Genomic DNA, 25,900 nt, shown 5'->3' on the forward strand with positions numbered 1-25,900 from the left:
CCAGGTTCGGCTCAATTCTCACCAGCTCCGTCAGGAAACCTTGGAGCGAGTTCGTCGGCCGCCAGAAGCGCCGCCGCTCTCGTTCGATGAGCGGGTTATAAGCCCACCTATACGAACACGTCAACAGGGCATGTGACATTTTTTTGAAAATTTCTTCGGAAAAGCATCCCGCCCTCTCACTTCCCCCGGATTTTCAGGGCTTTTGCGCCCACCGAACCGCAAACGGCAGCGCCTGCCCTCAGATTTTCACAATCCGCACGTCTTAAGGATTGTTAAGAACCCGCGTGATTTGACTCGCATGCCCTCCCGCGTGCATGGTCGCGCGCTGAAAACCATAACAAACGACACAGGGCGAAGCGCAATCGGCATGACCACTGACCGGAACATGATCCGATCCCTCGGCAACGAACCGCCGATCCTCGCTGACGGGCGCAAGGCGCCCGACCGTCGCGAAATTTCCCTACGCTGGCTCTCCGGCACCTTCCTGACCGGCATCACCTCTTCCATCCTTATGGGTGTGGCTCTCTTTGCTGCCCTGGACGGCCGCCAGCAGCTTGCCATTCCGGCCGAAGCCTTCGCGGCCCTCGGCACGCCCAACCAGACGAGCAAGACCGGCGAAACGGCAAAACGCGGCGAGCGCGTCATAGAGACGGCGATCGTCGCCAAACCCGCCGACAAGAAGATCATGGAAATCTCCACCATGATCCATGACGGTGAAAAGGAAGTCGTGCGCCGCCAGCCCTTTGCCCATGTGAAGATGGCGCTCGCGGCAAACCACGCGACGAGCGAGGATTATCCGCGCTTCGATCCGCTGGCGATCTTCTCCACCAACGGCCGGGATGCCGCGCCTGCCTCGCGCATGGGCACGATCTATGGTTCGGACGTCGAATCCGAAGTGGCCTTGCAGACAGATGCCTTCCCGACCGGCGGCTCGGCGCTCGACTATGCCGACCAGATGTCGATCGAGGAAGTCGAGGAGAATGTGCGTACCAACGGTTCGGTGCTGACGGACGGTAGTTCGCAGGTCGCCTCCCTCTCTTATGTCGACCCGCAGCGCTTCGCCTCGGAAAGCACCGACCTCGACCTGTTGCAGGGGCTGACCGCCCGCGTGGTCGAGGAGAATATGAGCGTTTCGAACTTCGACACGCTGACGCCCGACGATACCGAATATGCCGACGACGTCATCCCCGTGCGCCGCACGGCCGAGATCGACCAGATCATGACGGCGGCCGGGTACACCAAGGCGCAGGGCGACGATCTTTCCGCCTATCTCGAAAGCCAGCTCGGCAGCCGCGAGCTTGCCGAGGGCGACGTGCTGCGCATTTGCATTTCGCAGAAGGGCAAGGAAGCCAGCATCGTGCGCGCCAGCGTCTATTCGCGCGGCCGCCATGTGACGACGGCGGCGCTGGACGACAGCGGCCGTTTCGTCAGCGGCGCCGAACCGCCGGTGCTCGATGCGGTGGCGACCGCCTTCGACGATGACGGCCGGCCGGCGATCATTGCCGGGCGCGACCTGCCACGCGTCTATGACGGCATCTACCGCGCCGCCCTCTCCTACGGCATGGGCAAGGACATGACGACGGAAGTCATCCGCATCCTCGCCAGCAATGTCGATTTCCAGGCGCAGCTTCGGCCGACGGATTCACTTGAAGCCTTCTTCTCCGTCACCGACGAAAAGGGCACGGCGACGGAAGAGTCGGAAATCCTCTTCCTCGATGCCAAGTTCGGCGACACGGAAACCCGCGTCTACCGCTTCCAGAACCCGGACGACGAATCCGTCGACTACTATGACGAGGCCGGCAAGAGCATCCGGCAGTTCCTGCTGCGCAATCCCGTGCCGAACGGAGTCTTCCGCTCCGGCTTCGGCATGCGCCGCCATCCGATCCTTGGTTTCTCGCGCATGCATACCGGCGTCGACTGGGCGGCACCGCGCGGCACGCCGATCATCGCGGCCGGCAACGGCGTGGTCGAAAAGGCCGGCTGGGATTCCGGCGGCTACGGCAACCAGACGCTGATCCGTCATGCCAACGGTTACGTCTCGTCCTACAATCACCAGAGCGCGATCGCCAAGGGCATCAAGCCGGGCGTGAAAGTGCGCCAGGGCCAGGTGATCGGCTTCGTCGGCACGACCGGCCTTTCGACCGGCCCGCACCTGCACTACGAGCTGATCGTCAACGGCAACAAGGTGGATGCGCTGAAGATCCGCCTGCCCGGCGGCAAATCGCTGGAAGGCAAGGCGCTCGCCCAGTTCGAATTGGAGCGCAAGCGCATCGACGACCTGCTCGGCCGCGGCGACGACCCGACGGAAGTCGCGGAAACCCACTGAACGAGAAAAGCGCGGGCCGAGACCCGCGCTTCTTTTTTCAAGATCGATGATGCGCCTCAGGCGGCCTTGCTCACCGTCGCAACGCGCGGCGAGAAGAGCAGCCGGTCGGAACCGGCGGTCACCTTGACGGTCACGCCGTCCGGGATATCGCCGGAGAGGATCTTCTCCGCCAGCGGATCCTGAAGATGCTTCTGGATCGCCCGCTTCAGCGGACGCGCACCATAGACCGGATCGTAACCCTTTTCCGCCAGCCAGTGCACGGCTTCCTCGTCGAGATCGAGAACGATCTTGCGATCGACGAGCAGCTTCCGCAGCCGCTCCAGCTGGATGGCGACGATCGCGCCCATTTCCGTCCGCCGCAGGCGGTGGAACAGGATGATCTCGTCGACGCGGTTCAGGAATTCCGGCCGGAATGCCATCTTCACGACATCCATCACCTGGTCGCGCACCGTATCGCTATCCTCGTTCTCGCCAAGCGCGGTGAGATATTCCGCACCGAGGTTCGAGGTCATGATGATCATCGTGTTGCGGAAATCGACGGTGCGGCCCTGGCCATCGGTCAGGCGGCCGTCGTCGAGGACCTGCAGGAGCACGTTGAAGACATCCGGATGCGCCTTTTCGATTTCGTCGAACAACACGACCTGGTAGGGCCGGCGGCGGACGGCTTCGGTCAAGGCACCGCCTTCCTCATAACCGACATAGCCCGGAGGCGCACCGATCAGCCGGGCCACGGAGTGTTTCTCCATATATTCCGACATGTCCATGCGCTGGATCGCCGTCTCGTCGTCGAAGAGGAAGCGGGCGAGCGCCTTGGTGAGCTCCGTCTTGCCGACGCCGGTCGGGCCGAGGAAGATGAACGAGCCGATCGGCCGGTTCGGATCCTGAAGGCCGGCGCGCGCACGGCGCACCGCGCGGGAAACCGCCTGCACGGCATCACCCTGGCCGACAACCCATTTGGCGAGATCGTCTTCCATGCGCAGCAGCTTGTCGCGCTCGCCTTCCAGCATCTTGTCGACCGGAATGCCGGTCCAGCGGGAGACGATATGGGCGATGTTGTCGGCGGTCACGACCTCCTGCACCATCGGATCGACATCGCCGGCATCGCGGCCCTCGGCGTCTTCCAGCTCCTTTTCGAGCTTCGGAATGATGCCATAGGCAAGCTCGCCGGCGCGCTGGAACTCGCCCTTGCGCTGGGCAATGGCCAGTTCGTTGCGCAGCTCATCAAGCTGGCCCTTCAGGTCGGCGGCGCGGCCGAGCTTCGACTTTTCCGCCTGCCAGCGCGCGGTCAGCGCATCGGCCTGCTCTTCGAGCGCGGTGAGGTCCAGTTCGAGCTTTTCAAGCCGGTCCTGCGACGAGCGGTCGGTTTCCTTCTTCAAGGCTTCGCGCTCGATCTTCAGCTGGATGATGCGGCGATCGAGTTCGTCGAGCTCTTCCGGCTTGGAATCGACCTGCATGCGCAGCCGCGAGGCGGCTTCGTCCATCAGGTCGATCGCCTTGTCCGGCAGGAAGCGATCCGAGATGTAGCGGTTGGAGAGCGTCGCGGCGGCAACAAGGGCGGCATCGGCGATGCGGACCTTGTGGTGCTGCTCGTACTTTTCCTTCAGGCCGCGCAGGATCGAGATCGTGTCCTCGACGGTCGGTTCGTCCACCATGACGGGCTGGAACCGGCGGGCAAGGGCAGCGTCCTTCTCGACATGCTTGCGGTATTCATCGAGCGTGGTGGCGCCGACGCAGTGCAATTCGCCACGGGCGAGCGCGGGCTTCAGCAGGTTGGAGGCGTCCATCGCCCCTTCCGCCTTGCCGGCCCCGACCAGCGTGTGCATCTCGTCGATGAACAGAATGATCTCGCCGTCTTCCGCCTGCACTTCGGCAAGTACGGCCTTCAGGCGCTCCTCGAATTCACCGCGATATTTCGCACCAGCGATCAGCGCGCCCATGTCGAGCGCCATCAGCTTCTTCTCTTTCAGGCTCTCCGGCACGTCGCCGTTGACGATGCGCAGCGCAAGGCCTTCGGCGATCGCCGTCTTGCCGACGCCGGGTTCGCCGATGAGGACCGGGTTGTTCTTCGTGCGGCGGGAAAGGACCTGGATGGTGCGGCGGATTTCGTCGTCGCGGCCGATCACCGGGTCGAGGCGGCCTTCGCGCGCATCGGCCGTCAGGTCACGGGCGAACTTCTTGAGCGAATCGAAACCCTGCTCGGCGCTCGCCGTATCGGCGGTGCGGCCCTTGCGGATGTCGTTGATCACCTGGTTGAGCTTGGTCGGCGTCACGCCGGCCTTCGCCAGGATTTCGGCAGTCGCGGCGGATTTTTCGATTGCGAGCGCCAGCAACAGGCGTTCGACGGTGACGAAGCTGTCGCCGGCCTTCTTGGCGGCGTCTTCGGCGGTCGAGAAGACCTTGGCGAGCGGCTGCGAAAGGTAGACTTGGCCGTTGCCGCCGGTGGTTTTCGGCTGCTTGGCGAGGGCGGCATCGTTGGCGGTCCGCGCATCGCGCGCGCTGCCACCAGCCCGTTCGATAAGCGAGGCGGCCATGCCCTGCTCGTCATCGAGCAGCACTTTCAGAACATGCTCTGCGGTGAACTGCGGATGGCCGTCGGCCAGCGCCTTCGTCTGGGCGGATTGCAGGAACCCGCGGACGCGTTCGGAGTATTTTTCAATATTCATCATCTGCCTCCAGTACTCGGCCGGCCCTTCAAGGCACCGGTCGACGATTAGGATAAGGCTCCCATCAAGGCGAACCTTTCATGCGTGCGGTGCTCCGGCCTTGCGCCGGGTCAACCGCCTGAGGGGAATATGGTGGAGGCATTTTGTGAATTAAAGGGAGCGCCGCAGGCCCGGGCCGAGATTTTTCCAGGTCGACCTTGCAAAGCGCAAGAACCCGGCGCGAGGCCGGGTTCTTCGATGCTGGGCAGATGCCGTTATTCCGAGGCTTCGAGCGCCGGAGCGTCTTCGCCGGCAGGCTGTGCTTCGTCGCCGGCGGCCCCGGCTTCGCCACGGCGCGGACGGCGCGGGCGCGGTGCGCTGCGGCGGCGTGCCGGAGCACGGCCGGCGGGGGCAGCGGCTTCCTCTTCGAGCGAGACTTCAGCCGGCGTGCCTTCGATCACCGGCTGCGGGCCGGAACCGTCGATGACGGGCTGTTCGACAGGAACCACCACGGGGGCTGGGGCCGGTGCTGCGGCAACGTGTGCCGGCTCGTCGACGGCCGTCGAATCGACTTCGTCCTGATCACGGTCGTAGCCGTCACGGTCGTTGAAATCGTTCCGATCGGCATTGTCCGGGCGCTCATCCCGCGGGAAGCGGTCCTGCATCTGCGCCTGAGCGGCGGCAATGATGCGATTGTAGTGCTCGGCATGCTGAAGATAGTTTTCCGCCATGACGCGGTCACCGGAGCTATGGGCGTCGCGGGCCAGCGCCGAATATTTCTCAGCGATATGCTGGGCCGTGCCCCTGATCTTCACGTCCGGACCCGAACTGTCGTAGGTCCTCGTCAGGGGATTGCCACCCTTGCGGTGGTTGTTGTTGTTATTGTTGTTATTGCTGTTGTTATTATTGTTATTGTTGTTGTTACGCCCGCGGCCGCGCTTGTTTTGCTGTCCTGGCCTCATATGTCACTCACCTAACGTATCGTGTCTTGATGATCATGTGTCTGACGCCTGATCGGGACACGCCAGATCAAGCATCCTTACCCGCGGGCAAACCACGCCGGTCGGTGGTCCTGTCGCTGTAAGACGTCAAATTAACAGGTACCCGCACGGGGCAGTCTTCAACCCTAGCAACTCTTCGGAGAGAGCAACCCTCGCGATCGGATCATGCAGGAACGAATCTCTGTGCCATGACCTCTTGCCCAGTGCGTGCCCGCAACCTAGCCCGCTTCCTCTACGATTCCAAGCCTTTTCTTTGCGGTTGCGGAAATTGCTGCGCTTGCGCAACAAGATTTAAACAACCGCCGCTTTTGTGAAGAGGAGAACGCGGTCGTTGCCGCCGAAATCCCTGACCGCCTCGATTCGCGCAAAACCGTTTTCGCGCATGATCGCGGTGACCTGATCCTTCTGGTCGTAACCGATTTCGTAAGCCACCAGGCCGTTGTCCCGAAGATGATCGCCCGCCCCGGCTGCAATCGTGCGGTAGGCATCGAGCCCGTCGTCTCCGCCATCCAGCGCCAGGATCGGATCGTAGAGCCGCACCTCGTCGTCCAGCGTTCCGATCACGGAGCGGACGATATAGGGAGGATTTGACACAATGATGTCGAACACCCCGGCCACAGCTGCAAACCAGTCGCTCTCGACCGCCTCGAAGCGGTCTGCGACCCCATTGATGTCGGCATTGCGCCGCGCCGTTTCAAGGGCGCCGGGCGAAAGATCGGTTCCGACACCCGTGGCGCCCGCGACGAGATCGAGCAGCGCAAGACAGATCGCCCCCGTTCCCGTGCCCAGATCCAGGATGCGACAGCCGCCGGTCTCGCCAACCATGCGCGTCGCGTGGGGCACCAGCGTGTCGACGAGCACTTCGGTATCCGGCCGCGGCTCCAGCGTTTCAGGCGAGAGCGCGAGATCGAGCCGCGAAAAGGCCCGGCGACCGAGGATGCGGTGCACCGGCTCGCGCGCCACGCGCCGCGCCAGCGCCCGGTCGATGGCCGCCTGCTGCGCACCGTCGAGCGCGCGCGCGCCATCGGTGACGAAGGCCGTGGGCGACAGGTCGAGAAGGCCGGCGATCAGCCGCCGCGCGTCGAGCGCGCCATCCGCAAGGCCCGCCTCCGAAAGCCGGCGCCGCGCCGTGGCCAGCGCCTCGGCGAGCGTGGCGCCGCTCATCGGCCCTGTTCGCCGAGCTGTGCCAGCTGGCCGGCCTGGTAATCGGCGACCAGCGCATCGACCACTTCGTCGATTTCGCCGATCATCATACGGTCGAGCTTGTAGAGCGTCAGGTTGATGCGGTGGTCCGTGACGCGGCCTTGCGGGAAATTGTAGGTGCGGATGCGCTCGGACCGGTCGCCGGAGCCGACCTGGCTTCTGCGGTCGGCGGAGCGTTCGCTGTCGGCGCGCTGGCGCTCCATGTCATAGAGCCGCGAGCGCAGCACCTGCATGGCCTTGGCCCGGTTCTGGTGCTGCGATTTTTCCGAGCTCGTCACGACGAGGCCGGTCGGAAGATGCGTGATGCGCACCGCCGAGTCCGTCGTGTTGACGTGCTGGCCGCCGGCACCCGACGAACGCATCGTGTCGATGCGGATGTCTTCCGCGCGTACCTCGATGTCGATTTCTTCCGCTTCCGGCAGCACCGCGACGGTCGCTGCGGACGTATGGATGCGCCCGCTCGCCTCTGTTTCCGGAACGCGCTGCACGCGGTGCACGCCCGATTCGAACTTTAGCTTGGCGAACACGCCGCGCCCGGTGATGGTGGCGATGATTTCCTTGAAGCCGCCCGCCTCGCCCTCGCTGGAAGAGAGCACCTCGACCTTCCAGCCATTGGCGGCGGCGTAACGCTCGTACATGCGAAACAGGTCGCCGGCAAAAAGTGCTGCCTCCGAGCCGCCCGTACCGGCGCGGATTTCAAGGATCGCGCTCTTCTCGTCGGCCGCGTCCTTCGGGAGAAGCAGGATCTGCATCTCCTTTTCGAGACCTTCGAGCCGCTCCTTCTGCTCCGGCAGCTCCATCTCCGCGAGATCGCGCATCTCCCGGTCGGTCGCCTTGTCGTTGAGCAGCACCTCAAGGTCGGCGATCTCGCCATTGACCTTCTGGTATTCGCGGATTTTCGTCACGACGGGCTGAAGCTCGGAATATTCCGAGGCGAGACGCACATAGGTCTCCGAATCCGGCCCCGCCGACATGCGTGCCTCGATCTCGCCGAAACGGCGTTCAAGGTCACGCATCTTTTCAACGGGAAGCTTCGCCACCGTTTAAACTCCAGTCAATTTCAAAGCGGAACGCCGTTTTCGGCCGCAAAGTCGGTGAGGATCTGGCGGATCGAGGCCGTCGGCTTCGTGTCGTCGAGTGCCGGCATCAGCACCGCCTCGAGTTTTGCCGCATCGAGTGAAAGCAGCATCGACTTCACCGGGCCGATCGCCGCCGGCGACATCGAGACGGAGCGGAAACCGATGCCGAGCAGCGCCATGGCGGAAATTGGCTTGCTCGCCATCTCGCCGCAGAGCGTCACCGAGGTCTCGTTGCGCTCGCCGGCCCGCACGATGTCGCGCAGGATGCGCAGGAACGGCCGGCCGAGCGTGTCGAAACGATCGGAGACGCGGGCATTGCCGCGGTCGACCGCCATGGCGAACTGGAACAGGTCGTTCGAGCCGACCGAGACGAAATCGACCTCGGCCATCAGCTCGTCGAGCTGCCAGAGCAGCGCCGGCACTTCCAGCATCGCGCCGAATTGCAGCTTCTTAGGCAACTGCTCGCCGATCTTCGATTGGCGCTGGATCTCCTTCTGGAGAAGGTCGCGGACCTCCTTCAGCTCGGAGACTTCGGTCACCATCGGCAGCATCATGCGCAGGTCCGCGCCCGCCGCCGCCCGCAACATGGCGCGAAGCTGCGTGCGCAGCAGGCCCGGCCGGTCGAGCGACAGGCGGATGGCCCGCCAGCCGAGCGCCGGGTTTTCCTCTTCCGCCGCGCGGAAATAGGGCACGACCTTGTCGCCGCCGATATCGAGCGTGCGGAACGTCACCGGCCGGCCGCCGGCCTGCTTCAGCACGTTGCGATAGAACGCCTCCTGCTCCTCCGCCTTCGGCATGGTCGAGGCGATCATGAACTGGAGTTCGGTGCGGAACAGGCCGATGCCGGAGGCACCGGATTCGTTGAGATGCGGCAGGTCGACCAGAAGGCCGGCATTCATCTGGAGATTGATGTGGCGGCCGTCCTTCGTCACCGGCTCGACGGCCCGCAGCGCCCGGTACTGTTCCTGCCGGCGAGCCCGGAAGCGGACCTTCTCTTCGTAGGAACGCTGGAGATCCGCCAGCGGCCGCAGATGCACCCGTGCATCCTCGCCATCGACGATGATGGAGTCACCGTTTTCCGCAAGCGCCACCGCGCCCGCCGCCTGGCCAACCACCGGAATGCCCATGGCGCGCGCGACGATCACCACATGGCTCGTCACCGCGCCCTCTTCGAGCACGAGGCCGCGCACGTTCTGGCGCGGATAATCGAGCAGTTCGGCGGCACCCATGGCACGCGCCACGACAATCGCATCGTTCGGGAAGCTGCTGGCCGATAGTTTCGCGCCGTAGCCCGTCAACTGGCGCAGCAGGCGGTTCGCCAGATCGTCGAAATCATGCATGCGCTCGCGCAGATACGGGTCCGTCAGGCGGATCATGCGCGCCTTCGTCTCGCTCTGTACCCGCTCGACCGCCGCTTCCGCCGTCAGGCCGTTGCGGATCGCCTCTTCGAGCTTTCTTACCCAGCCGCGGTCATGCGCGAACATGCGGTAGGTTTCCAGCACCTCGCGGTGCTCGCCCTCCATCGACACCTCGCGGCGCGACAGCATGTCGTCGATCGAGATGCGCAGCGAGCCGAGCGCCTCGGCCAGACGGCCGAGTTCGTGCTCGGAATCTTCGTTCAACAGGTTGGTGACGACGATGCGCGGCTCGTGCAGCACGACATAGCCGAGGCCGATGCCTTCGCCGAAGCTCGAACCCTCGATCGCGACGGGGCGGGAGAGGTCGAGTTCGAGGCCGGGCTTGGTGAGCTTCTTCAGCTCCCCGGTCGCCACCATTTCCGCAATCACCATCGCCGTCGTTTCGAGCGCCTCCACCTCGTCTTCGCGGTAGGTGCGGCTCGCCTTGTTCTGCACGACAAGCACGCCGAGCGCCCTGCCGGTTCGCAAGATAGGAACGCCGAGGAAGGAGTGGTAGATCTCCTCGCCCGTTTCCGGCAGGTATGTGAACGCGGGATGGGATTGCGCGTCGGAGAGGTTCAGGGGCCGCGCGGAAGCGGCAATCGTGCCGACGAGGCCCTGGCCCATCTTGAGCTGTGCCAGGTGCACGGCACCGGGATTGAGACCTTCGGTCGCATAAAGTTCGAGCACGCCATCGGAGCGCAGCACGTAAACGGAACACACCTCCGCGACCATGTTCTGCGCGATCTGGCGCACGATCTGGTCTAGGCGCTCCTGCGGCTCGAGCGGCTCCGCCATCAATTCGCGCAGCCGCTTGAGAAGAACGCGCGGACCCGCGGAGAGATCTCTCATCGCGTGGCGTCTCCTGAAAATGACGTTACCTCACCGACGCTTGGCTACGCCGGCGATCAGAAGATCGGCGCCGAGTCAGCCGGTCCTTACTTCTTATCGAGACCGTAAACGGAATGCAAAGTCCGAACAGCGAGTTCCGCATATGCACCGTCGATAAGAATGGAAATCTTGATCTCGGAGGTGGTGATCGCCTTGATGTTGATGCCCTTGTCGGCCAGCGCCCGGAAGGCGGAGGCCGCAACACCCGCATGGCTGCGCATGCCGATGCCGATGACGGAGACCTTCACGAGGCCCGTTTCGTGCTGGATCACGTCGAAACCGACCTGCTCTTTGGCGCCTTCGAGCACCCGCAGCGCCTTCTCCATGTCGCCCGAGGGCACGGTGAACGTCATGTCGGTCTTCGAGCCGTCCTCGGAAATGTTCTGGACGATCATGTCGACATTTATATGCGATTCGGCGAGCGGGCCGAAGATCGCGGCCGAAACGCCCGGCCGGTCGGCGACGCGGCGGAGCGAAATCTGCGCTTCATCCTTGGCATAGGCGATGCCGGTTACGACTTCCTGTTCCACGATCTCTTCCTCATCACAAATCAGCGTACCGGGCGGGTTCAGAAGATCGCCCATGCCCGGCGCATCGGGATCCTCGAAAGAGGAACGAACGAAGGTGCGCACCTTGTGCACCATGGCAAGCTCGACCGAGCGCACCTGCAGGACCTTGGCGCCGAGCGACGCCATTTCGAGCATTTCCTCGAAGGCGATCTTCTTCAGGCGGCGCGCCTTCGGCTCGATGCGCGGGTCGGTCGTGTAGACGCCATCGACGTCGGTATAGATGTCGCAACGATCCGCCTTGACGGCCGCGGCAATCGCAACAGCGGAGGTATCCGAACCGCCGCGGCCGAGCGTGGCCACGCGATTGTCCGGGCCGAGACCCTGGAAGCCGGCGACGACGGCCACCTGGCCCTCGCCCATGCGGCGGATCATTTCCGAACCCTCGATGTCGAGGATGCGGGCGGCGCCATGCGCGTTGTCGGTCTTGATCGGGATCTGCCAGCCCTGCCAGGAGCGGGCGTCGATGCCCATCGACTGGAGCGCGATAGCGAGAAGGCCGGCGGTCACCAGTTCGCCGGAAGCGACGATCGCGTCATATTCGCGCGCGTCGTAGAAGGGCGAGTTGGCGCCCGTCACCTTCGGCATGCCCTGCACCCAGGCAACCAGCTCGTTGGTCTTGCCGGACATGGCGGAAACGACGACGGCGACCTCGTGGCCGGCATCGACCTCGCGTTTCACATGGCGGGCCACATTGTGGATACGGTCGAGGTCAGCGACGGACGTTCCGCCGAATTTCATCACGATGCGTGCCATGAGTGTGTACCGCTATTCCATATGTACGCGCGAGCGCGCGGGAGAAACCGCGGGGTCTCTTAGCGGAAGACCCCGCGGTGTGCAATGCATGGAATCCGGCAAACGGTACGCTCAGCCCTTGCGGCTGATGCGGTAGACGAAGGCGGGCGGCACATTGCGCAGCGTGCCGCCAACGCGGACGGCCGTAAGCCCGAGCCCGTCGAGCACGGCGCGCGGCACCGGGCAGCGCAGGCCATAGGTGAACTGATAGAGCGCCGCCCCCTCGCCAAGCCGTTCAAACGTCCCGGCCAGGATCGCCCGCACCGTCTCCGGCCGCATCGAGAGCAAGGGCAGGCCGCTGATGGCAGCACCAGCAGTCTCCGGGCAGGACCGCGCGACATCCGTCGCATCGATACAGGCGATCTTCGCCTTGGGGAAGCGCTGCTGGAGCAGTGCGGCGAATTCGACCCCCTTCTCAACGAGCAGGATGTCCTCTTCCGCGACCCCACGCCGCAGCAGGGCGCGCGTGAAAACGCCGGTGCCCGGCCCAAGTTCAATGACGCGGCCGGTCTCAGGCCCGATCTCGCGCACGATGAGATCGGCCAGCGCCTTGCCCGAGGGCGTGATCGACGCCACCCGCAGCGGATCGCGGATCCACTCGCGGAAGAAATGGCAGCCGTCCATTGTCGTTGTGGTCATTGCATGCGCTCCGCGATCGTGGGGAATTTCAGGAGGGTCAGGTCTTCGGACAGTCGCCAGAATTTTGCGGCAAGAGTTGGGTCGGTTGCCGCGGCCAGCGGATGAACCAGCGTCGGCGATCCGCGCATCTCACGAAAACCGTCCGGGCCGATGAACGCGCCGCCTTTCAGGCCCTCTACGGTAGCCGCATAGAGCTGGTTGAGCGCGCCCTGTTCCGCAGTCTGCGCCATGAAGCGGTTGCCGATGCGCATGAAGAGCCGCAGCACGCCGGAGGTGGCGCTGGTCTGGAGATTGGTGTCGGCATAACCGGGATGGGCGAGCACGCTGATCACCGGCAGGCGCGCGGCCTTCAGCCGGCGGTCGAGCTCCAGCGCGAAGAGCACGTTGGCGAATTTCGATTGCGCATAGAAACCCATGCGGCTGTAGCTTTTCTCGCCCTTCAGGTCCTCGAAATGGATGCGGCCCCGGCGATGCAGATCGGAGCTCACGGTGGCGACGCGGCTTCCCGCCGCAGCGGAAAGAAGCGGCAACAGGCGAAGCGTCAGCGCGAAATGGGCGAGATGATTGACGCCGAACTGGGTCTCGTGCCCCTGTCGCGTCACTCCTCGCGGCGGCATCATGACGCCGGCATTGTTGATCAGGAGATCGAGCGGCCGGCCTTCGGCAAGCAGCGCATCGGAAAAGGCCTCGACGTCGTCAAGATCCGCGAGATCGAGACGCCGAAGCTCGATTGCGGCATCGGGAAGCTCGGCGCGGAGGCGCGCCAGCGCCATTTGCCCCTTCCCCTCGTCGCGCGCCGTCATGATGACCTGCGCGCCCTTGCGGGCAAGCTCCCGTGCCGTCTGGAAGCCGAGGCCGCTATTGGCGCCGGTGACGATGGCCAGGCGGCCCGTCTGGTCCGGCATCTGCGAAAGCGTCCACGCGTCCCCACTTGTCCCGCCCGCGGCGGTTGCCACACCGTCTGCACGCATTATGATACCTCGCATCGAATCTGAACAGTGTTTATATTGCACTACAGCATGATCTTTACACTGTAAAGATCACATTCGCGTGAGACCTGCAATGAACGAAAAGAACACCACCGAACGCGGCTATCACCACGGCCACCTGCGCGACGCACTGATCCGCGCCGCCGACGAACTGCTTGCCGAACGCGGCCTCGAAGGCTTCACGTTGCGCGAAACGGCGCGCCGTGCCGGCGTCTCGCCCGCCGCCCCCTCGCATCATTTCGGCGGCACCGCCGGCCTGCTGACGGAAGTCGCAGCCCTCGGCTACCAGGAACTCGCCCGTCGCCTGATGGTCGCGGGAGAAAGCGGCACGCCCCCCGACCGCCTCAAGGCGCAGGGCGTCGGCTATGTCCGCTTTGCGCTCGATTTTCCAGGGCGCTTCCACCTGATGTTCCGCCACGACATGCTGCAGAAGGACCAGCCCTCACTTGAGCAGGCAACCGGACAGGCATGGGACGCGCTCGAAAGCACCGTGCTCGCCATTCGCGGGCAGCCGGAGGGCGCCGAGCTCGACGCCGAGGGCGAGGCGATGCTGATCGGCATCTGGTCGACGGCACACGGTTTTGCCCATCTGACGCTCGACAAGAAACTCGCCCGCATCGACGACTGCGGTGGCAACGAAGCCGACATGCTGGAAAGCCTTTTCCCGGCGATCATCGATACGCTCTGGGTGAAAAAACTCGGCTGAAACGAAAAGGCCCGCGCACCTTTCGGTACGCGGGCAAAGGGGATCGGATGATGAGTGCGGGCGGAAAAACCGCCCGCTACCGTTTTATCTTACTTCTGCCAGCTCTTGACGAGTTCGTCATAGTTGACGGTGAGCGGCTTTTCCTTCTCGTTCTCGATCTTGAGCTGCGGAGCAATGTTGCCCTTTTCGACGGCATCCTTGTTCCAGTAGGCAAGATCGTGCTCTTCGGCGAGCTTCGGGCCGATATCGCCCTGGACGCCGGCGCGCTCGAGGCGCTCCAGCACCTTTTCCTGCTCGGCGCACAGCGAATCCATCGCTTCCTGTGCGGTCTTGGCACCCGACGACGCATCGCCGATGGCCTGCCACCACAGCTGGGCCAGCTTCGGATAGTCCGGGATGTTCGTACCGGTCGGCGACCACTGGACGCGGGCCGGCGAACGGTAGAACTCGATCAGACCACCGAGCTTCGGTGCGCGTTCCGTAAACGACTTGTGGGCGATCGAGGATTCGCGGATGAGCGTCAGGCCGGTATGGCTCTTCTTGACGTCAACCGTCTTGGAGACGACGAACTGCGCATAGAGCCATGCGGCCTTGGCGCGGTCGTCCGGCGTGGACTTCAGAAGCGTCCAGGAACCCACGTCCTGGTAACCGAGCTTCATGCCGTCCTTCCAGTAGACGCCGTGCGGGCTCGGAGCAAAACGCCACTTCGGCGTACCGTCCGCGTTCACGACCGGCAGGCCGTCCTTCACGAAGTCGGCGGTGAACGCCGTATAGGTGAACATCTGCTGGGCGACTTCGCCCTGCGAGGGAACCGGGCCGGATTCCGAGAAGGTCATGCCCTGGGCGGAAGCCGGTGCATAGGCCTTCAGCCAGTCGAGATACTTCTGGATGGCGTAGACGGAAGCCGGGCCGTTGGTGTCGCCGCCACGCGCAACGCACGAGCCGACCGGACGCGAGTTCTCGTCGACCTTGATGCCCCATTCGTCGACCGGAAGACCGTTCGGCAGGCCCTTGTCGCCGTTGCCGGCCATCGAGAGCCAGGCGTCGGTGAAGCGCCAGCCGAGCGACGGGTCCTTCTTGCCGTAGTCCATGTGGCCATAGACCTTCTTGCCGTCGATCTCGCGGCCGGTGAAGAACTCGGCGATGTCCTCGTAAGCCGACCAGTTGACCGGAACGCCGAGGTCGTAGCCGTATTTCGCCTTGAAGTCCGCCTGGTTCTTCGCGTCGTTGAACCAGTCATAACGGAACCAGTAGAGGTTCGCGAACTGCTGGTCGGGCAGCTGGTAGAGGTCGCCGTCCGGAGCGGTCGTGAACTTCAGGCCGATGAAGTCGTTGAGGTCGAGGTTCGGGTTGGTGACGTCCTTGCCTTCGTTGGCCATCCACTTGGTGAGCGAACGGGCCTGCTGGTAGCGCCAATGCGTGCCGATGAGGTCGGAGTCGTTGACATAGGCGTCATAGACGTTTTCGCCCGACTGCATCTGGGTCTGCAGCTTTTCGACGACGTCGCCCTCGCCGATCAGGTCGTGGGTGATCTTGATGCCGGTGATCGCGGTGAAGGCCGGTGCAAGGACCTTCGATTCGTATTCATGCGTGGTGATCGTTTCGGAGACGACCTTGATTTCCATGCCGGCGAACGGCTTGGCGGCGTCGATGAACCACTGCATTTCCGCTTCCTGGCCAGCGCGGTCGAGCGAGGACAAATCGCCGATTTCCGCGTCCAGGAACTTCTTGGCAGCATCCATGTCCGCAAATGCGGAGCCGGTGAACGCCAGCAGCATGACTGCCGTCGTCGTTAGAAGTTGCTTTCGCATATTGATCCTCCCTTAGGGTTTTGCGATTGCATGCGTTGAAGGCCCCATAATTCTCCCCGGGGCCTCCCTTCCCGATTGCCTAGACGAAGCGGAACACGCCGATGGCGTAGACCACGGACAAGGCAAGAGCCCACCACAGGTTGGCGCCGACGAGGCCCAACCATGCGAGATGAATGAATGCGGAGCCGAGCAGCGACACGAAGAGCCGGTCGCCGCGCGTCGTCTCGAAGCGCAGGATGCCGACCCGCGGATTGCCGCCGGGCCGGGCATATTCCCAGACGGCCATCAGCGCGATCAGCGTGAAGATCGTCAGGAAGAACATGGCGGTCGGAAACGACCAGGCCATCCAGCCGCCGGTGATCAACGGCGCAAAGAAGTCGCGCTCGCCGTCCTTGACCGGAAGCCCCATGAACAGCGCGCCGGCGATGACGATATAGAGGACGAGCACGGCGACGAGCGCCACGGGCCAGCGATTGTTGCGGTTTACGACAGCGGCCATCAGCCCCTCCCCCTCAGACGCGGCCAAGGGCAAAGCCCTTGGCAATGTAATTGCGGACGAAATAGATCACGAGCGCGCCGGGGATGATGGTCAGCACGCCGGCCGCCGCCAGCACGCCCCAGTCCATACCGGACGCCGAGACCGTGCGCGTCATCGTGGCGGCGATCGGCTTGGCGTCAGTCGTCGTCAGCGTGCGGGCGATCAGGAGTTCGACCCAGGAGAACATGAAGCAGAAGAAGGCAGCGACACCGATGCCGGAGGCGATCAGCGGCACGAAGATCTTGGCGAAGAATTTCGGGAACGAGTAACCGTCGATATAGGCCGTCTCGTCGATTTCCTTCGGCACGCCCGACATGAAGCCTTCGAGGATCCAGACGGCGAGCGGCACGTTGAACAGGCAGTGCGCGATGGCGACAGCGATATGCGTGTCGATCAGGCCGAAGGCCGAATAGAGCTGGAAGAACGGCAGCGCGAAAACGGCCGGCGGCGCCATGCGGTTGGTGAGAAGCCAGAAGAACAGGTGCTTGTCGCCGAGGAACCGGTAGCGCGAGAAGGCATAGGCCGCCGGCAGCGCCACGGAAACCGAGATCAGCGTGTTCAGCACCACGTAGATGATCGAGTTGATATAGCCGGAATACCAGGCCGGATCGGTAAAGATCACCGTGTAGTTGCGAAGCGTCGGATTGACCGGCCAGAGCGAGAAGGCGCCGGTGATCTCCGCATTCGTCTTGAAGCTCATATTGACGAGCCAGTAGATCGGCAGCATCAGGAAGACGATGTACAGCGTCGGCACGAGCCAGGAGAGGCTGCGCTTGCTGTTCGCGCCGGCCTTCACGCCGGTGCGGGCCGCCGTGCTGGTCTGGATCGGGTTTGCAGTGGTTGCCTGTGAGGTCATGGTTTCCTCCCTCACGCCTGTTCGTCGCTGCTGGTCATGACCGTGTAGAAGATCCATGACAGCAGGAGGATGATCAGGAAGTAGATGATGGACATTGCCGCGGCCGGGCCGAGGTCGAATTGGCCGATCGCCATCTTGACGAGGTCGATCGACAGGAAGGTCGTCGAGTTGCCGGGGCCGCCGCCGGTGACGACGAAGGGCTCCGTATAGATCATGAAACTATCCATGAAGCGCAGCAGGAAGGCGATCAAAAGAACGCGCTTCATCTTCGGCAGCTGGATGTAGCGAAACACCGCCCAGCGCGAGGCGCCGTCGATCTTGGCCGCCTGGAAATAGGCCTCCGGGATCGAGACGAGGCCGGCATAGCAGAGCAGCACGACAAGGCTCGTCCAGTGCCAGACATCCATGACGATCAGCGTCAGCCAGGCGTCGAAAACATTGTTGACGTAGTTGTAGCTGATGCCGAGCGCATCCAGCGTGCGGCCGAGCAGGCCGATATCGACGCGCCCGAAAACCTGCCAGATCGTGCCAACGACGTTCCACGGAATGAGCAGCGGCAGCGCCATCAGCACGAGGCAGACCGGCACGCCAAGCCCCTTCTTCGGCATGTTGAGCGCGATCAGGATGCCGAGCGGGATTTCGATTGCCAGGATGATGCCGGAGAACAGCAGGTTGCGGCCGAGTGCCTGCCAGAAACGATCGGATTCCAGCACGTCGGAGAACCAGCCGACGCCGTTCCAGAAGAACTGGTTGTTGCCGAACGTGTCCTGGACCGAATAGTTCACCACCGTCATCAGCGGGATCACCGCCGAGAAGGCGACGAGCAGCAGGACGGGCAGGACCATGAACCAGGCCTTGTTGTTCCAGGTCTTGTTCATCGTCAGCCCTCCCTGCCGATACGCCAGGAATCGGCGTAGATGTTGATGGCGGCCGGATCGAAGGTCACCCGCGGATCGGCGGGGATTTCCCCATCTTCCGGCACGACGATCGCGATCGGCTTGCCGGCAAACTCCGCACGCACGATCTTCTGGCGGCCGATATCCTCGACCTTACTGATCGAGACCGGCATGCCGTCACGCGAAAGCGAGATGAATTCCGGCCGGATGCCGAGTTCGGTCTTCGCACCCACGGCGATCTGCGGCTGGTAGCCGAGCGTCAGCGTTTCCTGACCGATCTTGACGCTGCTGCCGTCGATCGAAGCCGGCAGCACGTTCATGCCCGGCGAGCCGATGAAATAGCCGACAAAGGTGTGGCTCGGCTTCTCGAAGAGTTCTGCCGGCGTGCCGATCTGCACGATCTGGCCGTCATACATGACGACGACCTTGTCGGCGAAGGTCAGCGCCTCCGTCTGGTCGTGCGTGACATAGACCATGGTGAAGCCGAACTGGCGGTGCAGCTTCTTCAGCTGCGAGCGCAGCACCCATTTCATATGCGGGTCGATGACGGTCAGCGGCTCGTCGAACAGGATGGCGTTGACGTCGTTGCGCACGAGGCCACGGCCGAGCGAAATCTTCTGCTTCTGGTCGGCGGTCAAACCGCGCGCCGTCTTCTTCGCCCAATCCGAGAGATCGATCATCTCCAGGATTTCGCGCACGCGGCGGTCGACTTCCGGCTCGGCCACGCCGCGGTTGCGCAGCGGGAAGGCGAGGTTGTCGTAGACCGTCATCGTGTCGTAGATGACCGGGAACTGGAAGACCTGCGCGATGTTACGCTGCTGGGTCGACAGGTTCGTCACGTCGTTGCCGTCGAACAGGATGCGGCCTTCGGACGGCTGCAGCAGGCCGGAAATGATGTTGAGCAGCGTGGTCTTGCCGCAGCCGGAGGGGCCGAGCAGCGCATAGGCGCCGCCGTCGTTCCACTCATGGTGGACTTCCTTCAGCGAATAGTCCGCTTCCGACTTCGGCTTTTCGCCGTAGGCGTGGCGGATGTGGTCGAGGGTGATGCGTGCCATGGTTTCCTCCTCAGGCCGCCGCGGCCGCGGGCTCAGCGATCGCCCTGCCGTCCGTGCCGAAGGCCATCAGATGGCGCGTGTCGACATGGACGGTGATGATCGCGTCCGGCTCGATGTCGTGGATGCCCGGCGAGAGCATGACCCAATGGCTGCCCTCGAACTGGATGTAGATGAAGCTCTCCGACCCGGCGATTTCCGAAATCGCGGTACGCGCCTGGAGGCTGGCCGAGGCCGGGTTCTGGCTGGAAAGCGAGAGGTGATGCGGATGGAAGGCGATGGTGCAGGGGCCATCCGGCAACCCGGCAAGATGCGCCGGAACCGGAAGCACCGGCTTGCCGCCGACCTCGAAACTGCCGCCGTTCTTCAGCACCTGCATCGTGTTGAGCGGCGGATCGGCGAAGGTGCGCGCCGTGACGAGGTCGCGCGGGCGGCGATAGACATCGATCGTGCGGCCGAACTGGGTGATGCTGCCCTGCGACAGCGTCGCCGTGTTGCCGCCGAGAAGCAGGGCTTCCGAAGGCTCCGTCGTCGCATAGACGAAGATCGCGCCGGAGGCGGCAAAGATTTTCGGCAGTTCGAGGCGCAGTTCCTCGCGCAGTTTGTAGTCGAGATTGGCGAGCGGCTCGTCGAGCAGCACGAGGCGGGCATTCTTGACGATGGCGCGGGCCAGTGCCGTGCGCTGCTGCTGGCCGCCGGAGAGATTGAGCGGCGTGCGGTCGAGATAGGGCGTCAGCTTCAGGAGCTCGGCGGCCTTCCGCACTTCGCGGTCGATCGTCGCCTTGTCCGCACCCTTGATGCGCATCGGCGAGGCGATGTTCTCGTAGACGGTCAGCGCCGGATAGTTGATGAACTGCTGATAGACCATGGCGACGCCGCGATCCTGCACGCGCACGCCCGTCACGTCCTTGCCGTCGAACCAGACGGAGCCGGCGGTCGGCTTGTCGAGGCCGGCCATCAGCCGCATCAGCGAGGTCTTGCCGGACAAAGTCGGGCCGAGCAGCACATTGAGCGAGCCGCGCTCGAGCACGAGGTTCGTCGGGTGGATATGCGTCTCCGCCCCCGACACCTTCGCGATGTTTCTGAGTTCAAGCATTCCTATCTCCGTCGTTCCTCCCAGCCACCGGATCAGGCGCTAGTGCGGGGCCGCCTCCGCGGCCGTCATGTAGTCTTCCAGCGCAGCCGTTTCGTCGGCCGTCAGATGCAATCCTCGTTTGGTCCTCCGCCACAGCACGTCCTCGGCGTGCCGGGCCCATTCTTCCTTCATCAGCCAGCGCACTTCACGCTCGTAGAGGTCGCTGCCGAAATGCCGTCCAAGATCGTCGATCGTCTTCGCCCCGTCCAGCATTGCCGCGGCACGCGTGCCATAGAGCCGAACCAGGCGGCGCGCGTGCACGCTGGCCAGAAAGGGAAAGCGGGATGAAAGCGCCTTCACCTCGGCGTCGAATCCGTCGACCTTGAAGTCTCCGCCCGGCAGCCGCGATTGGGCCGTCCAGCGGTCGCCCTTCACGCCGATCGCTTCCCCGATCTTCTCCAGCGCCGATTCGGCAAGACGCCGGTAGGTGGTGAGCTTGCCGCCGAAAATGTTGAGCAGCGGCGCCACGCCATCGCCGCCCTCGATCTTCAAGACGTAGTCGCGCGTCGCTTCCTGTGCCTTGCTGGCACCGTCGTCGAAAAGCGGGCGCACGCCGGAATAGGTCCAGACGATGTCGTCACGCGTCACCGGCTCGGAAAAATATTCGCTCGCCGATTGGCAAAGATAGCCGATTTCCGCGTCGCTGATGCGAACATCTCGGGGATCGCCCTGATAGTCGCGGTCGGTCGTGCCGATCAGCGTGAACTCTTCCTGGTAGGGAATGGCGAAGATGATACGCCCGTCCGGGTTCTGGAAGAAGTATGCGCGCGGATCGGCGAATTTCTTCTTCACGACGATGTGACTGCCCTGCACGAGGCGGACATTGTGTACGTCGTTGCGGCCGAAGGACGAGGCGAGCACCTTGTCGACCCAAGGCCCCGCCGCATTGACCAGCATGCGGGCGCGAAAAACCTCACGCGCACCGGTGTCGACATTCTCTGTCTCGACGTTCCAGTGACCGTTTTCGCGGCGCGCGGTAACCACCTTGGTGCCGGTGCGGATATCCGCGCCGCGATTGGCGGCATCACGGGCGTTGAGCACGACGAGGCGCGCATCGTCCACCCAGCCGTCGGAATATTCGAAGGCCTTGCGAAACAGCTTCTTGAGCGGGCCGCCGGCCGGGTCCTTCGCAAGGTCCAGCGTGCGGGTCGCCGGCAGCAGCTTGCGGCCGCCGATATAGTCATAAAGAAACAAGCCGAGGCGGATAAGCCAGGCCGGGCGCGGCCCGCCCGTCTGGAAAGGCAGCACGAAGCGCATCGGCCAGATGACATGCGGCGCCATCGCCCAGAGCACTTCGCGCTCCATCAGCGCTTCGCGCACCAGGCGGAATTCGTAATGTTCGAGATAGCGCAGGCCGCCGTGGATGAGCTTGGTGGAGGCCGAGGACGTGCCGGAGGCAAAATCCTTCATCTCGGCAAGCACCACCGAATAACCACGGCCCGCCGCATCGCGCGCAATGCCGCAGCCGTTGATGCCGCCACCGATGACAAAAATATCGCGGATCACGTCGCCGTCCAAAGTCCCCTCCCATTTCGCATCGCACAAATTTTGCGCAGTTGCGAAAGCCAGTGGAGTTAAAACGAAAACATTCCGAATGTCAAACGAATGCAACACAAATGCGTTCAGGCGGCATCAACCCGCCGCGGACGTCTCGATCAGGCGCACGTCATGCTCCTGGCAAATGCCGCGAATGCCCTCGAAAGGACAGCTGTCGGTGATGAAGGTATGGACCTGCGAGAGGTGGCCGATGCGCACCGGCGCGGTCCTTTCGAATTTCGTCGAATCCGAAACCAGGATGACATGGCGGGAATTGGCCATGATCGCCTGCGCCACCTTCACCTCGCGATAATCGAAGTCGAGCAGCGCGCCGTCCTCGTCGATTGCCGAGACGCCGATCACCGCATAATCCACCTTGAACTGCCGGATGAAATCGACCGCGGCCTCCCCGACGATCCCGCCATCCGCACCCCGCACGACGCCGCCGGCAATCACCACCTCGATCGAGGGATGGACCCGCAAGCGATTGGCAACATTGATGTTATTGGTGATGACCATCAGCTCTTTGTGTTCGAGCAGCGCCTCGCCAACGGCTTCCGTCGTCGTGCCGATATTGATGAAGAGCGAGGAATTATCGGGGATCATGGCAGCGGCCGCGCGGCCGATCGCCTGCTTTTCGGGAGCGGCAATCGAGCGCCGCGCCTCATATCTGACATTCTCGTTGCCGCTCGGAAACAGCGCGCCGCCATGAATGCGCGTCAAGGCCTTGCTGTCGCACAGATCGTTCAGGTCCTTGCGGATGGTCTGCGGCGTGACGGAGAATCGCGCCGCGAGATCCTCCACCAGCACCCGGCCCTGGGTTTTTGCGAGATCCAGAATCTCCGTCTGGCGCCCCGTCAGAAACATGAGCCCCTCCCTTGCTTTCGTTTGTTTTCATAATATGCAAAAACGAAAGCACATCAATTGATCCGTTCCGCCTTCTTGGAGCATGCCCTTATTTTTGTGATACTGGCAAACGGTTGAGCGGCGATTAGCGGAGGAGAACCCATGTTTCATCCAGCCTTGTTCAAGGGCGCAAATGTCGTCGTGACCGGCGCGGGGCGCGGCATCGGGCTGGAGATTGCCCGGCAGTTCCTCGATTGCGGCGCCCATGTGCTGCTGCATGGCGGCCGCGCCGCGTCTGGCCCGCTGCCCGATTTCCTGGAGGCCGCCGTCGGCGAAGCCCGGGCGCATATCGTCTATGGCGACTTTCTGGAGGAAGGCGGCATCGGCGCGATCCTGCAACGGGTGGACAGCCTGTTCCCGCATGTCGACGTGCTCATCAACAATGCCGGCACCATGGTCGGCCGTTTCCCGGCCGCGGACCTGACCGACGAGCAATATGAAACGGTCGTGCGCCTCAACCAGACGTCCGTCGTCGAAGTGACGCGCGCGCTGCTGCGGGCGCTGCGTCGTGCGCCGCATGCCGCGATCGTCAACACGGTCTCGATCTCGGCGCTGACCGGCGGCAGCCCCGGCTCGGCGATCTATTCGGCAACCAAGGCCTTCGTCTCGACCTATTCCAAGGGCCTCGCCCGGGAACTCGCGCCCGACGGCATCCGCGTCAATTGCGTCTCCCCCGGCACGATCACCACGGATTTCCATTCCCGCTATTCATCGGCAGACAAGCTGGAGGCGACGCGCAAGACGATCCCCTTGCAGCGGCTCGGCACGGCGGAGGACTGCGCCCCCGCCTATCTCTTCCTCGCCTCCAACGCGCTGTCCGGCTACATCACCGGCCAGGTGCTGGAGGTGAACGGCGGCCAGCTTATCTGCTAGGCGTTCACGTCGACGACGACGCGGCCCTTCACCTTGCCTTCGAGAATCTGGTTCGCGAGGTCCGGCAGGTCGGAGAGCCGGTGCTCGACGATCATGGCCTCCAGCTTGTCCATCGGCAGGTCGCTGGCGATGCGGTTCCACGCGTCGACGCGCTGGTCATAGGGCCGCATGACCGAATCGATGCCGAGCAGGCTGACGCCGCGCAACAGGAACGGAATGACGGTGAAGGACGGCACGGCAGCACCGGCGGCAAGACCGACCGAGGCGACGGCGCCGTCATATTTCATCTGCTTGAGCACCCGCGCCAGCATGTCGCCGCCGACCGCATCGATGGCGCCGGCCCAGCGCTCCGATTCGAGCGGCTTGCTGTTCGCTTCCGCAAGCTCGCCCCGATCTACGATGGTTTCGGCGCCGAGGCTCTTCAGATAATCGGCGGTCTCCGGCCGACCCGTCACGGCTGCAACCGAATAGCCGAGCCTCGCCAGCAGCGCGACGGCGACCGAGCCGACGCCGCCGGCAGCACCCGTCACCAGCACTTCGCCCTTCAGCGGCGAAAGCCCGGCCTCTTCCAGCACGATGACCGACAGCATGGAGGTGAGCCCGGCCGTGCCGATCGCCATTGCCTGCCGCGTCGAGAGCTCTTCCGGCAACGGCACCAGCCAGTCGGCCTTCACTTTCGCGCGCGTCGCATAACCGCCCCACCACATCTCGCCGACGCGCCAGCCGGTCAGCACCACCCGGTCGCCCGGCCGGTAGCGCGGATCGTCCGAGGCCTCGACCGTGCCGGCGAAATCCACGCCCGGCACATGCGGGAAGGTCCGCACCAGCCCGCCCTTGCCGTTGATGCACAGCCCGTCCTTATAGTTGAGCGTCGAATATTCGACGGCGACCGTGACGTCGCCATCCGGAAGCCGCGAATCGTCCAGCTCCTGGATCGACGCGGAAACCGCGCCGTCGCCGGCCTTCTCGACTAACAGTGCTTGGAACGTCATGGCTTTCTCCTCGTGATCGCTTGCCTCGTCCCAGATATAGGGCGCGGGGCATTGGTGCCGCCACTGTTCTTTTGTATCAAGGGGAAGGAGGCCGGTTGCCGATGATAGACAAGCTCGAATATTTCATCGCGCTCGCCCGCGAAAAACATTTTGCGCGGGCGGCGGAAGAGCTCGGCATTTCGCAGCCGACGCTTTCGGCGGCGGTCCGCCAGCTGGAAGACCAGCTCGGCGTGATGCTCGTCGTGCGCGGCTCGCGCTTCCAGGGCCTGACGCCGGAAGGCCAGCGCGTGCTCGAATGGGCGCGCCGCATCGTCGGCGACACCCGCACGATGCGCGAGGAGATGCGCGCCGCGCGAAAAGGCCTTTCCGGCCATATCCGCCTTGCCGCCATCCCCACCACGCTCGCCATGGTGCCGCGCATCACCGCGCCCTTCCAGGAAAAGCACCCGGACGTCACCTTCTCGATCCTGTCGACGACCTCGATCAAGATCCTCGGCCTGCTCGAAAACCTGGAGATCGACGCCGGCCTCACCTATCTCGAAAACGAGCCGCTTGGGCGCGTCACCAGCGTGCCGCTGCTGCACGAGCATTATTGCCTCGTCACCGCCAAGGGCACCGCCTTCGCCGATCGCGAAACCGTGACCTGGCAGGACGCGGGCAGCGTTAGGCTTTGTCTATTGACCGCAGACATGCAGAACCGCCGCATCATCAACCGGCACTTCGCCGAAGCCGGCGTCACCGTCGAGCCCTCGCTGGAGGCCAACTCGATGATCGTGCTGTTCTCCCATGTGCGCACGGGACGCTGGGCCAGCATCATGCCAAGAAATGTTGCAAAATCATTTGGATTTCCTGAGGAAATAAGTATAGTTTCGCTTGTAGACCCAGAGCCGCACCATACTGTCGGCCTAGTCGCAACCCATCGCGAGCCCTTTACGCCGCTCGTCTCCGCCCTGCTGCACGAAGCGCGCGTGCTTGCCGAAAAAGGGATCGATTGATAGGAATTTTCTATCGATCAACGGCTTTGCTTTATTGACCCGCCGTCTCCCGACTGAGAAGCTGTTGGGATTATGC

The 25,900-nt window shown here is 63.6% G+C and carries 21 protein-coding genes; 4 read left to right on the top strand and 17 right to left on the bottom strand.

All coding sequences use genetic code 11. The features are described 5' to 3' along the window. The first annotated feature begins 367 nt into the window (after positions 1-367). Positions 368-2,326, top strand: a complete 1,959-nt coding sequence (locus GB927_RS32180; protein WP_256121271.1) for a M23 family metallopeptidase — start codon at positions 368-370, stop codon at positions 2,324-2,326. 56 nt (positions 2,327-2,382) lie between these two features. Here the strand turns inward: GB927_RS32180 and clpB are convergent, their stop codons facing one another. The 8 genes from clpB to GB927_RS32220 all read right to left on the bottom strand — a co-directional run bounded on the left by clpB (position 2,383) and on the right by GB927_RS32220 (position 13,525). Then, positions 2,383-4,989 (bottom strand): ATP-dependent chaperone ClpB, encoded by a 2,607-nt coding sequence (clpB, locus tag GB927_RS32185; protein ID WP_256121272.1) that lies wholly within the window; start codon positions 4,987-4,989, stop codon positions 2,383-2,385. A gap of 254 nt (positions 4,990-5,243) precedes the next feature. Beyond that, positions 5,244-5,930: a DUF4167 domain-containing protein gene (locus tag GB927_RS32190; RefSeq protein WP_256121273.1), complete on the bottom strand. Its 687-nt coding sequence runs from the start codon at positions 5,928-5,930 to the stop codon at positions 5,244-5,246. Between the two features lie 330 nt (positions 5,931-6,260). Beyond that, positions 6,261-7,133: a peptide chain release factor N(5)-glutamine methyltransferase gene (gene prmC / locus GB927_RS32195; protein WP_256121274.1), complete on the bottom strand. Its 873-nt coding sequence runs from the start codon at positions 7,131-7,133 to the stop codon at positions 6,261-6,263. Further along, positions 7,130-8,212, bottom strand: a complete 1,083-nt coding sequence (prfA, locus tag GB927_RS32200) for a peptide chain release factor 1 (RefSeq protein WP_256121275.1) — start codon at positions 8,210-8,212, stop codon at positions 7,130-7,132. Before prfA ends, prmC begins: the two co-directional genes overlap by 4 nt. A 20-nt stretch (positions 8,213-8,232) precedes the next feature. After that, the gene (gene ptsP, locus GB927_RS32205) at positions 8,233-10,500 is read right to left on the bottom strand and encodes a phosphoenolpyruvate--protein phosphotransferase (protein ID WP_256121276.1); all 2,268 of its coding nucleotides are present in this window, start codon (positions 10,498-10,500) and stop codon (positions 8,233-8,235) included. Between the two features lie 86 nt (positions 10,501-10,586). Continuing rightward, a complete protein-coding gene (locus GB927_RS32210) occupies positions 10,587-11,861 on the bottom strand; it encodes an aspartate kinase (protein ID WP_256121277.1) in 1,275 nt (424 codons plus the stop codon). A gap of 111 nt (positions 11,862-11,972) precedes the next feature. Then, on the bottom strand, positions 11,973-12,539 hold the full coding sequence (locus GB927_RS32215; RefSeq protein WP_256121278.1) for a class I SAM-dependent methyltransferase: 567 nt from the start codon (positions 12,537-12,539) through the stop codon (positions 11,973-11,975). Further along, positions 12,536-13,525 (bottom strand): oxidoreductase, encoded by a 990-nt coding sequence (locus tag GB927_RS32220; RefSeq protein WP_369431763.1) that lies wholly within the window; start codon positions 13,523-13,525, stop codon positions 12,536-12,538. Before GB927_RS32220 ends, GB927_RS32215 begins: the two co-directional genes overlap by 4 nt. A gap of 76 nt (positions 13,526-13,601) precedes the next feature. Here GB927_RS32220 and GB927_RS32225 point away from each other — a divergent pair, with 76 nt between their 5' ends. Next, positions 13,602-14,234, top strand: coding sequence for a TetR/AcrR family transcriptional regulator (locus GB927_RS32225; protein ID WP_256121280.1), 633 nt, complete (start codon positions 13,602-13,604; stop codon positions 14,232-14,234). 89 nt (positions 14,235-14,323) lie between these two features. On the opposite strand, the gene GB927_RS32230 is transcribed toward GB927_RS32225, so the two are convergent. The 8 genes from GB927_RS32230 to GB927_RS32265 all read right to left on the bottom strand — a co-directional run bounded on the left by GB927_RS32230 (position 14,324) and on the right by GB927_RS32265 (position 22,925). Then, the gene (locus tag GB927_RS32230; protein WP_256121281.1) at positions 14,324-16,045 is read right to left on the bottom strand and encodes an ABC transporter substrate-binding protein; all 1,722 of its coding nucleotides are present in this window, start codon (positions 16,043-16,045) and stop codon (positions 14,324-14,326) included. A gap of 79 nt (positions 16,046-16,124) precedes the next feature. Beyond that, a complete protein-coding gene (locus GB927_RS32235; protein WP_256121282.1) occupies positions 16,125-16,544 on the bottom strand; it encodes a DUF2160 domain-containing protein in 420 nt (139 codons plus the stop codon). A gap of 13 nt (positions 16,545-16,557) precedes the next feature. Then, complete coding sequence (locus GB927_RS32240) at positions 16,558-17,439, bottom strand: carbohydrate ABC transporter permease (protein WP_256121283.1); 882 nt, start codon at positions 17,437-17,439, stop codon at positions 16,558-16,560. Between the two features lie 11 nt (positions 17,440-17,450). Continuing rightward, positions 17,451-18,317 (bottom strand): carbohydrate ABC transporter permease, encoded by an 867-nt coding sequence (locus tag GB927_RS32245; protein WP_256121284.1) that lies wholly within the window; start codon positions 18,315-18,317, stop codon positions 17,451-17,453. Between the two features lie 2 nt (positions 18,318-18,319). After that, on the bottom strand, positions 18,320-19,390 hold the full coding sequence (locus GB927_RS32250) for an ABC transporter ATP-binding protein (RefSeq protein WP_256121285.1): 1,071 nt from the start codon (positions 19,388-19,390) through the stop codon (positions 18,320-18,322). Between the two features lie 10 nt (positions 19,391-19,400). Continuing rightward, a complete protein-coding gene (locus GB927_RS32255; protein ID WP_256121286.1) occupies positions 19,401-20,483 on the bottom strand; it encodes an ABC transporter ATP-binding protein in 1,083 nt (360 codons plus the stop codon). A gap of 39 nt (positions 20,484-20,522) precedes the next feature. Next, positions 20,523-22,040: a glycerol-3-phosphate dehydrogenase gene (gene glpD, locus GB927_RS32260; protein WP_256121287.1), complete on the bottom strand. Its 1,518-nt coding sequence runs from the start codon at positions 22,038-22,040 to the stop codon at positions 20,523-20,525. A 114-nt stretch (positions 22,041-22,154) separates the two neighbouring features. Next, positions 22,155-22,925 (bottom strand): DeoR/GlpR family DNA-binding transcription regulator, encoded by a 771-nt coding sequence (locus GB927_RS32265; protein ID WP_256121288.1) that lies wholly within the window; start codon positions 22,923-22,925, stop codon positions 22,155-22,157. Positions 22,926-23,066: 141 nt separating this feature from the next. On the opposite strand from GB927_RS32265, the gene GB927_RS32270 reads away from it, so the two are divergent. After that, positions 23,067-23,837 (top strand): SDR family NAD(P)-dependent oxidoreductase, encoded by a 771-nt coding sequence (locus tag GB927_RS32270; RefSeq protein WP_256121289.1) that lies wholly within the window; start codon positions 23,067-23,069, stop codon positions 23,835-23,837. On the opposite strand, the gene acuI is transcribed toward GB927_RS32270, so the two are convergent. Beyond that, positions 23,834-24,829, bottom strand: coding sequence for an acrylyl-CoA reductase (NADPH) (acuI, locus tag GB927_RS32275; RefSeq protein WP_256121290.1), 996 nt, complete (start codon positions 24,827-24,829; stop codon positions 23,834-23,836). The two genes, GB927_RS32270 and acuI, sit on opposite strands and share 4 nt — an antisense overlap. Before the next feature lie 101 nt (positions 24,830-24,930). Between acuI and GB927_RS32280 the strand changes: the two genes are divergently transcribed. Then, positions 24,931-25,824 carry a LysR family transcriptional regulator gene (locus tag GB927_RS32280; protein WP_256121291.1) on the top strand — a complete coding sequence of 298 codons (894 nt, stop codon included), beginning with the start codon at positions 24,931-24,933 and terminating at the stop codon, positions 25,822-25,824. The last annotated feature ends 76 nt before the right edge of the window (positions 25,825-25,900 follow it).

It is taken from the genome of Shinella lacus, assembly GCF_010994755.1.
GTDB lineage: Bacteria > Pseudomonadota > Alphaproteobacteria > Rhizobiales > Rhizobiaceae > Shinella > Shinella lacus.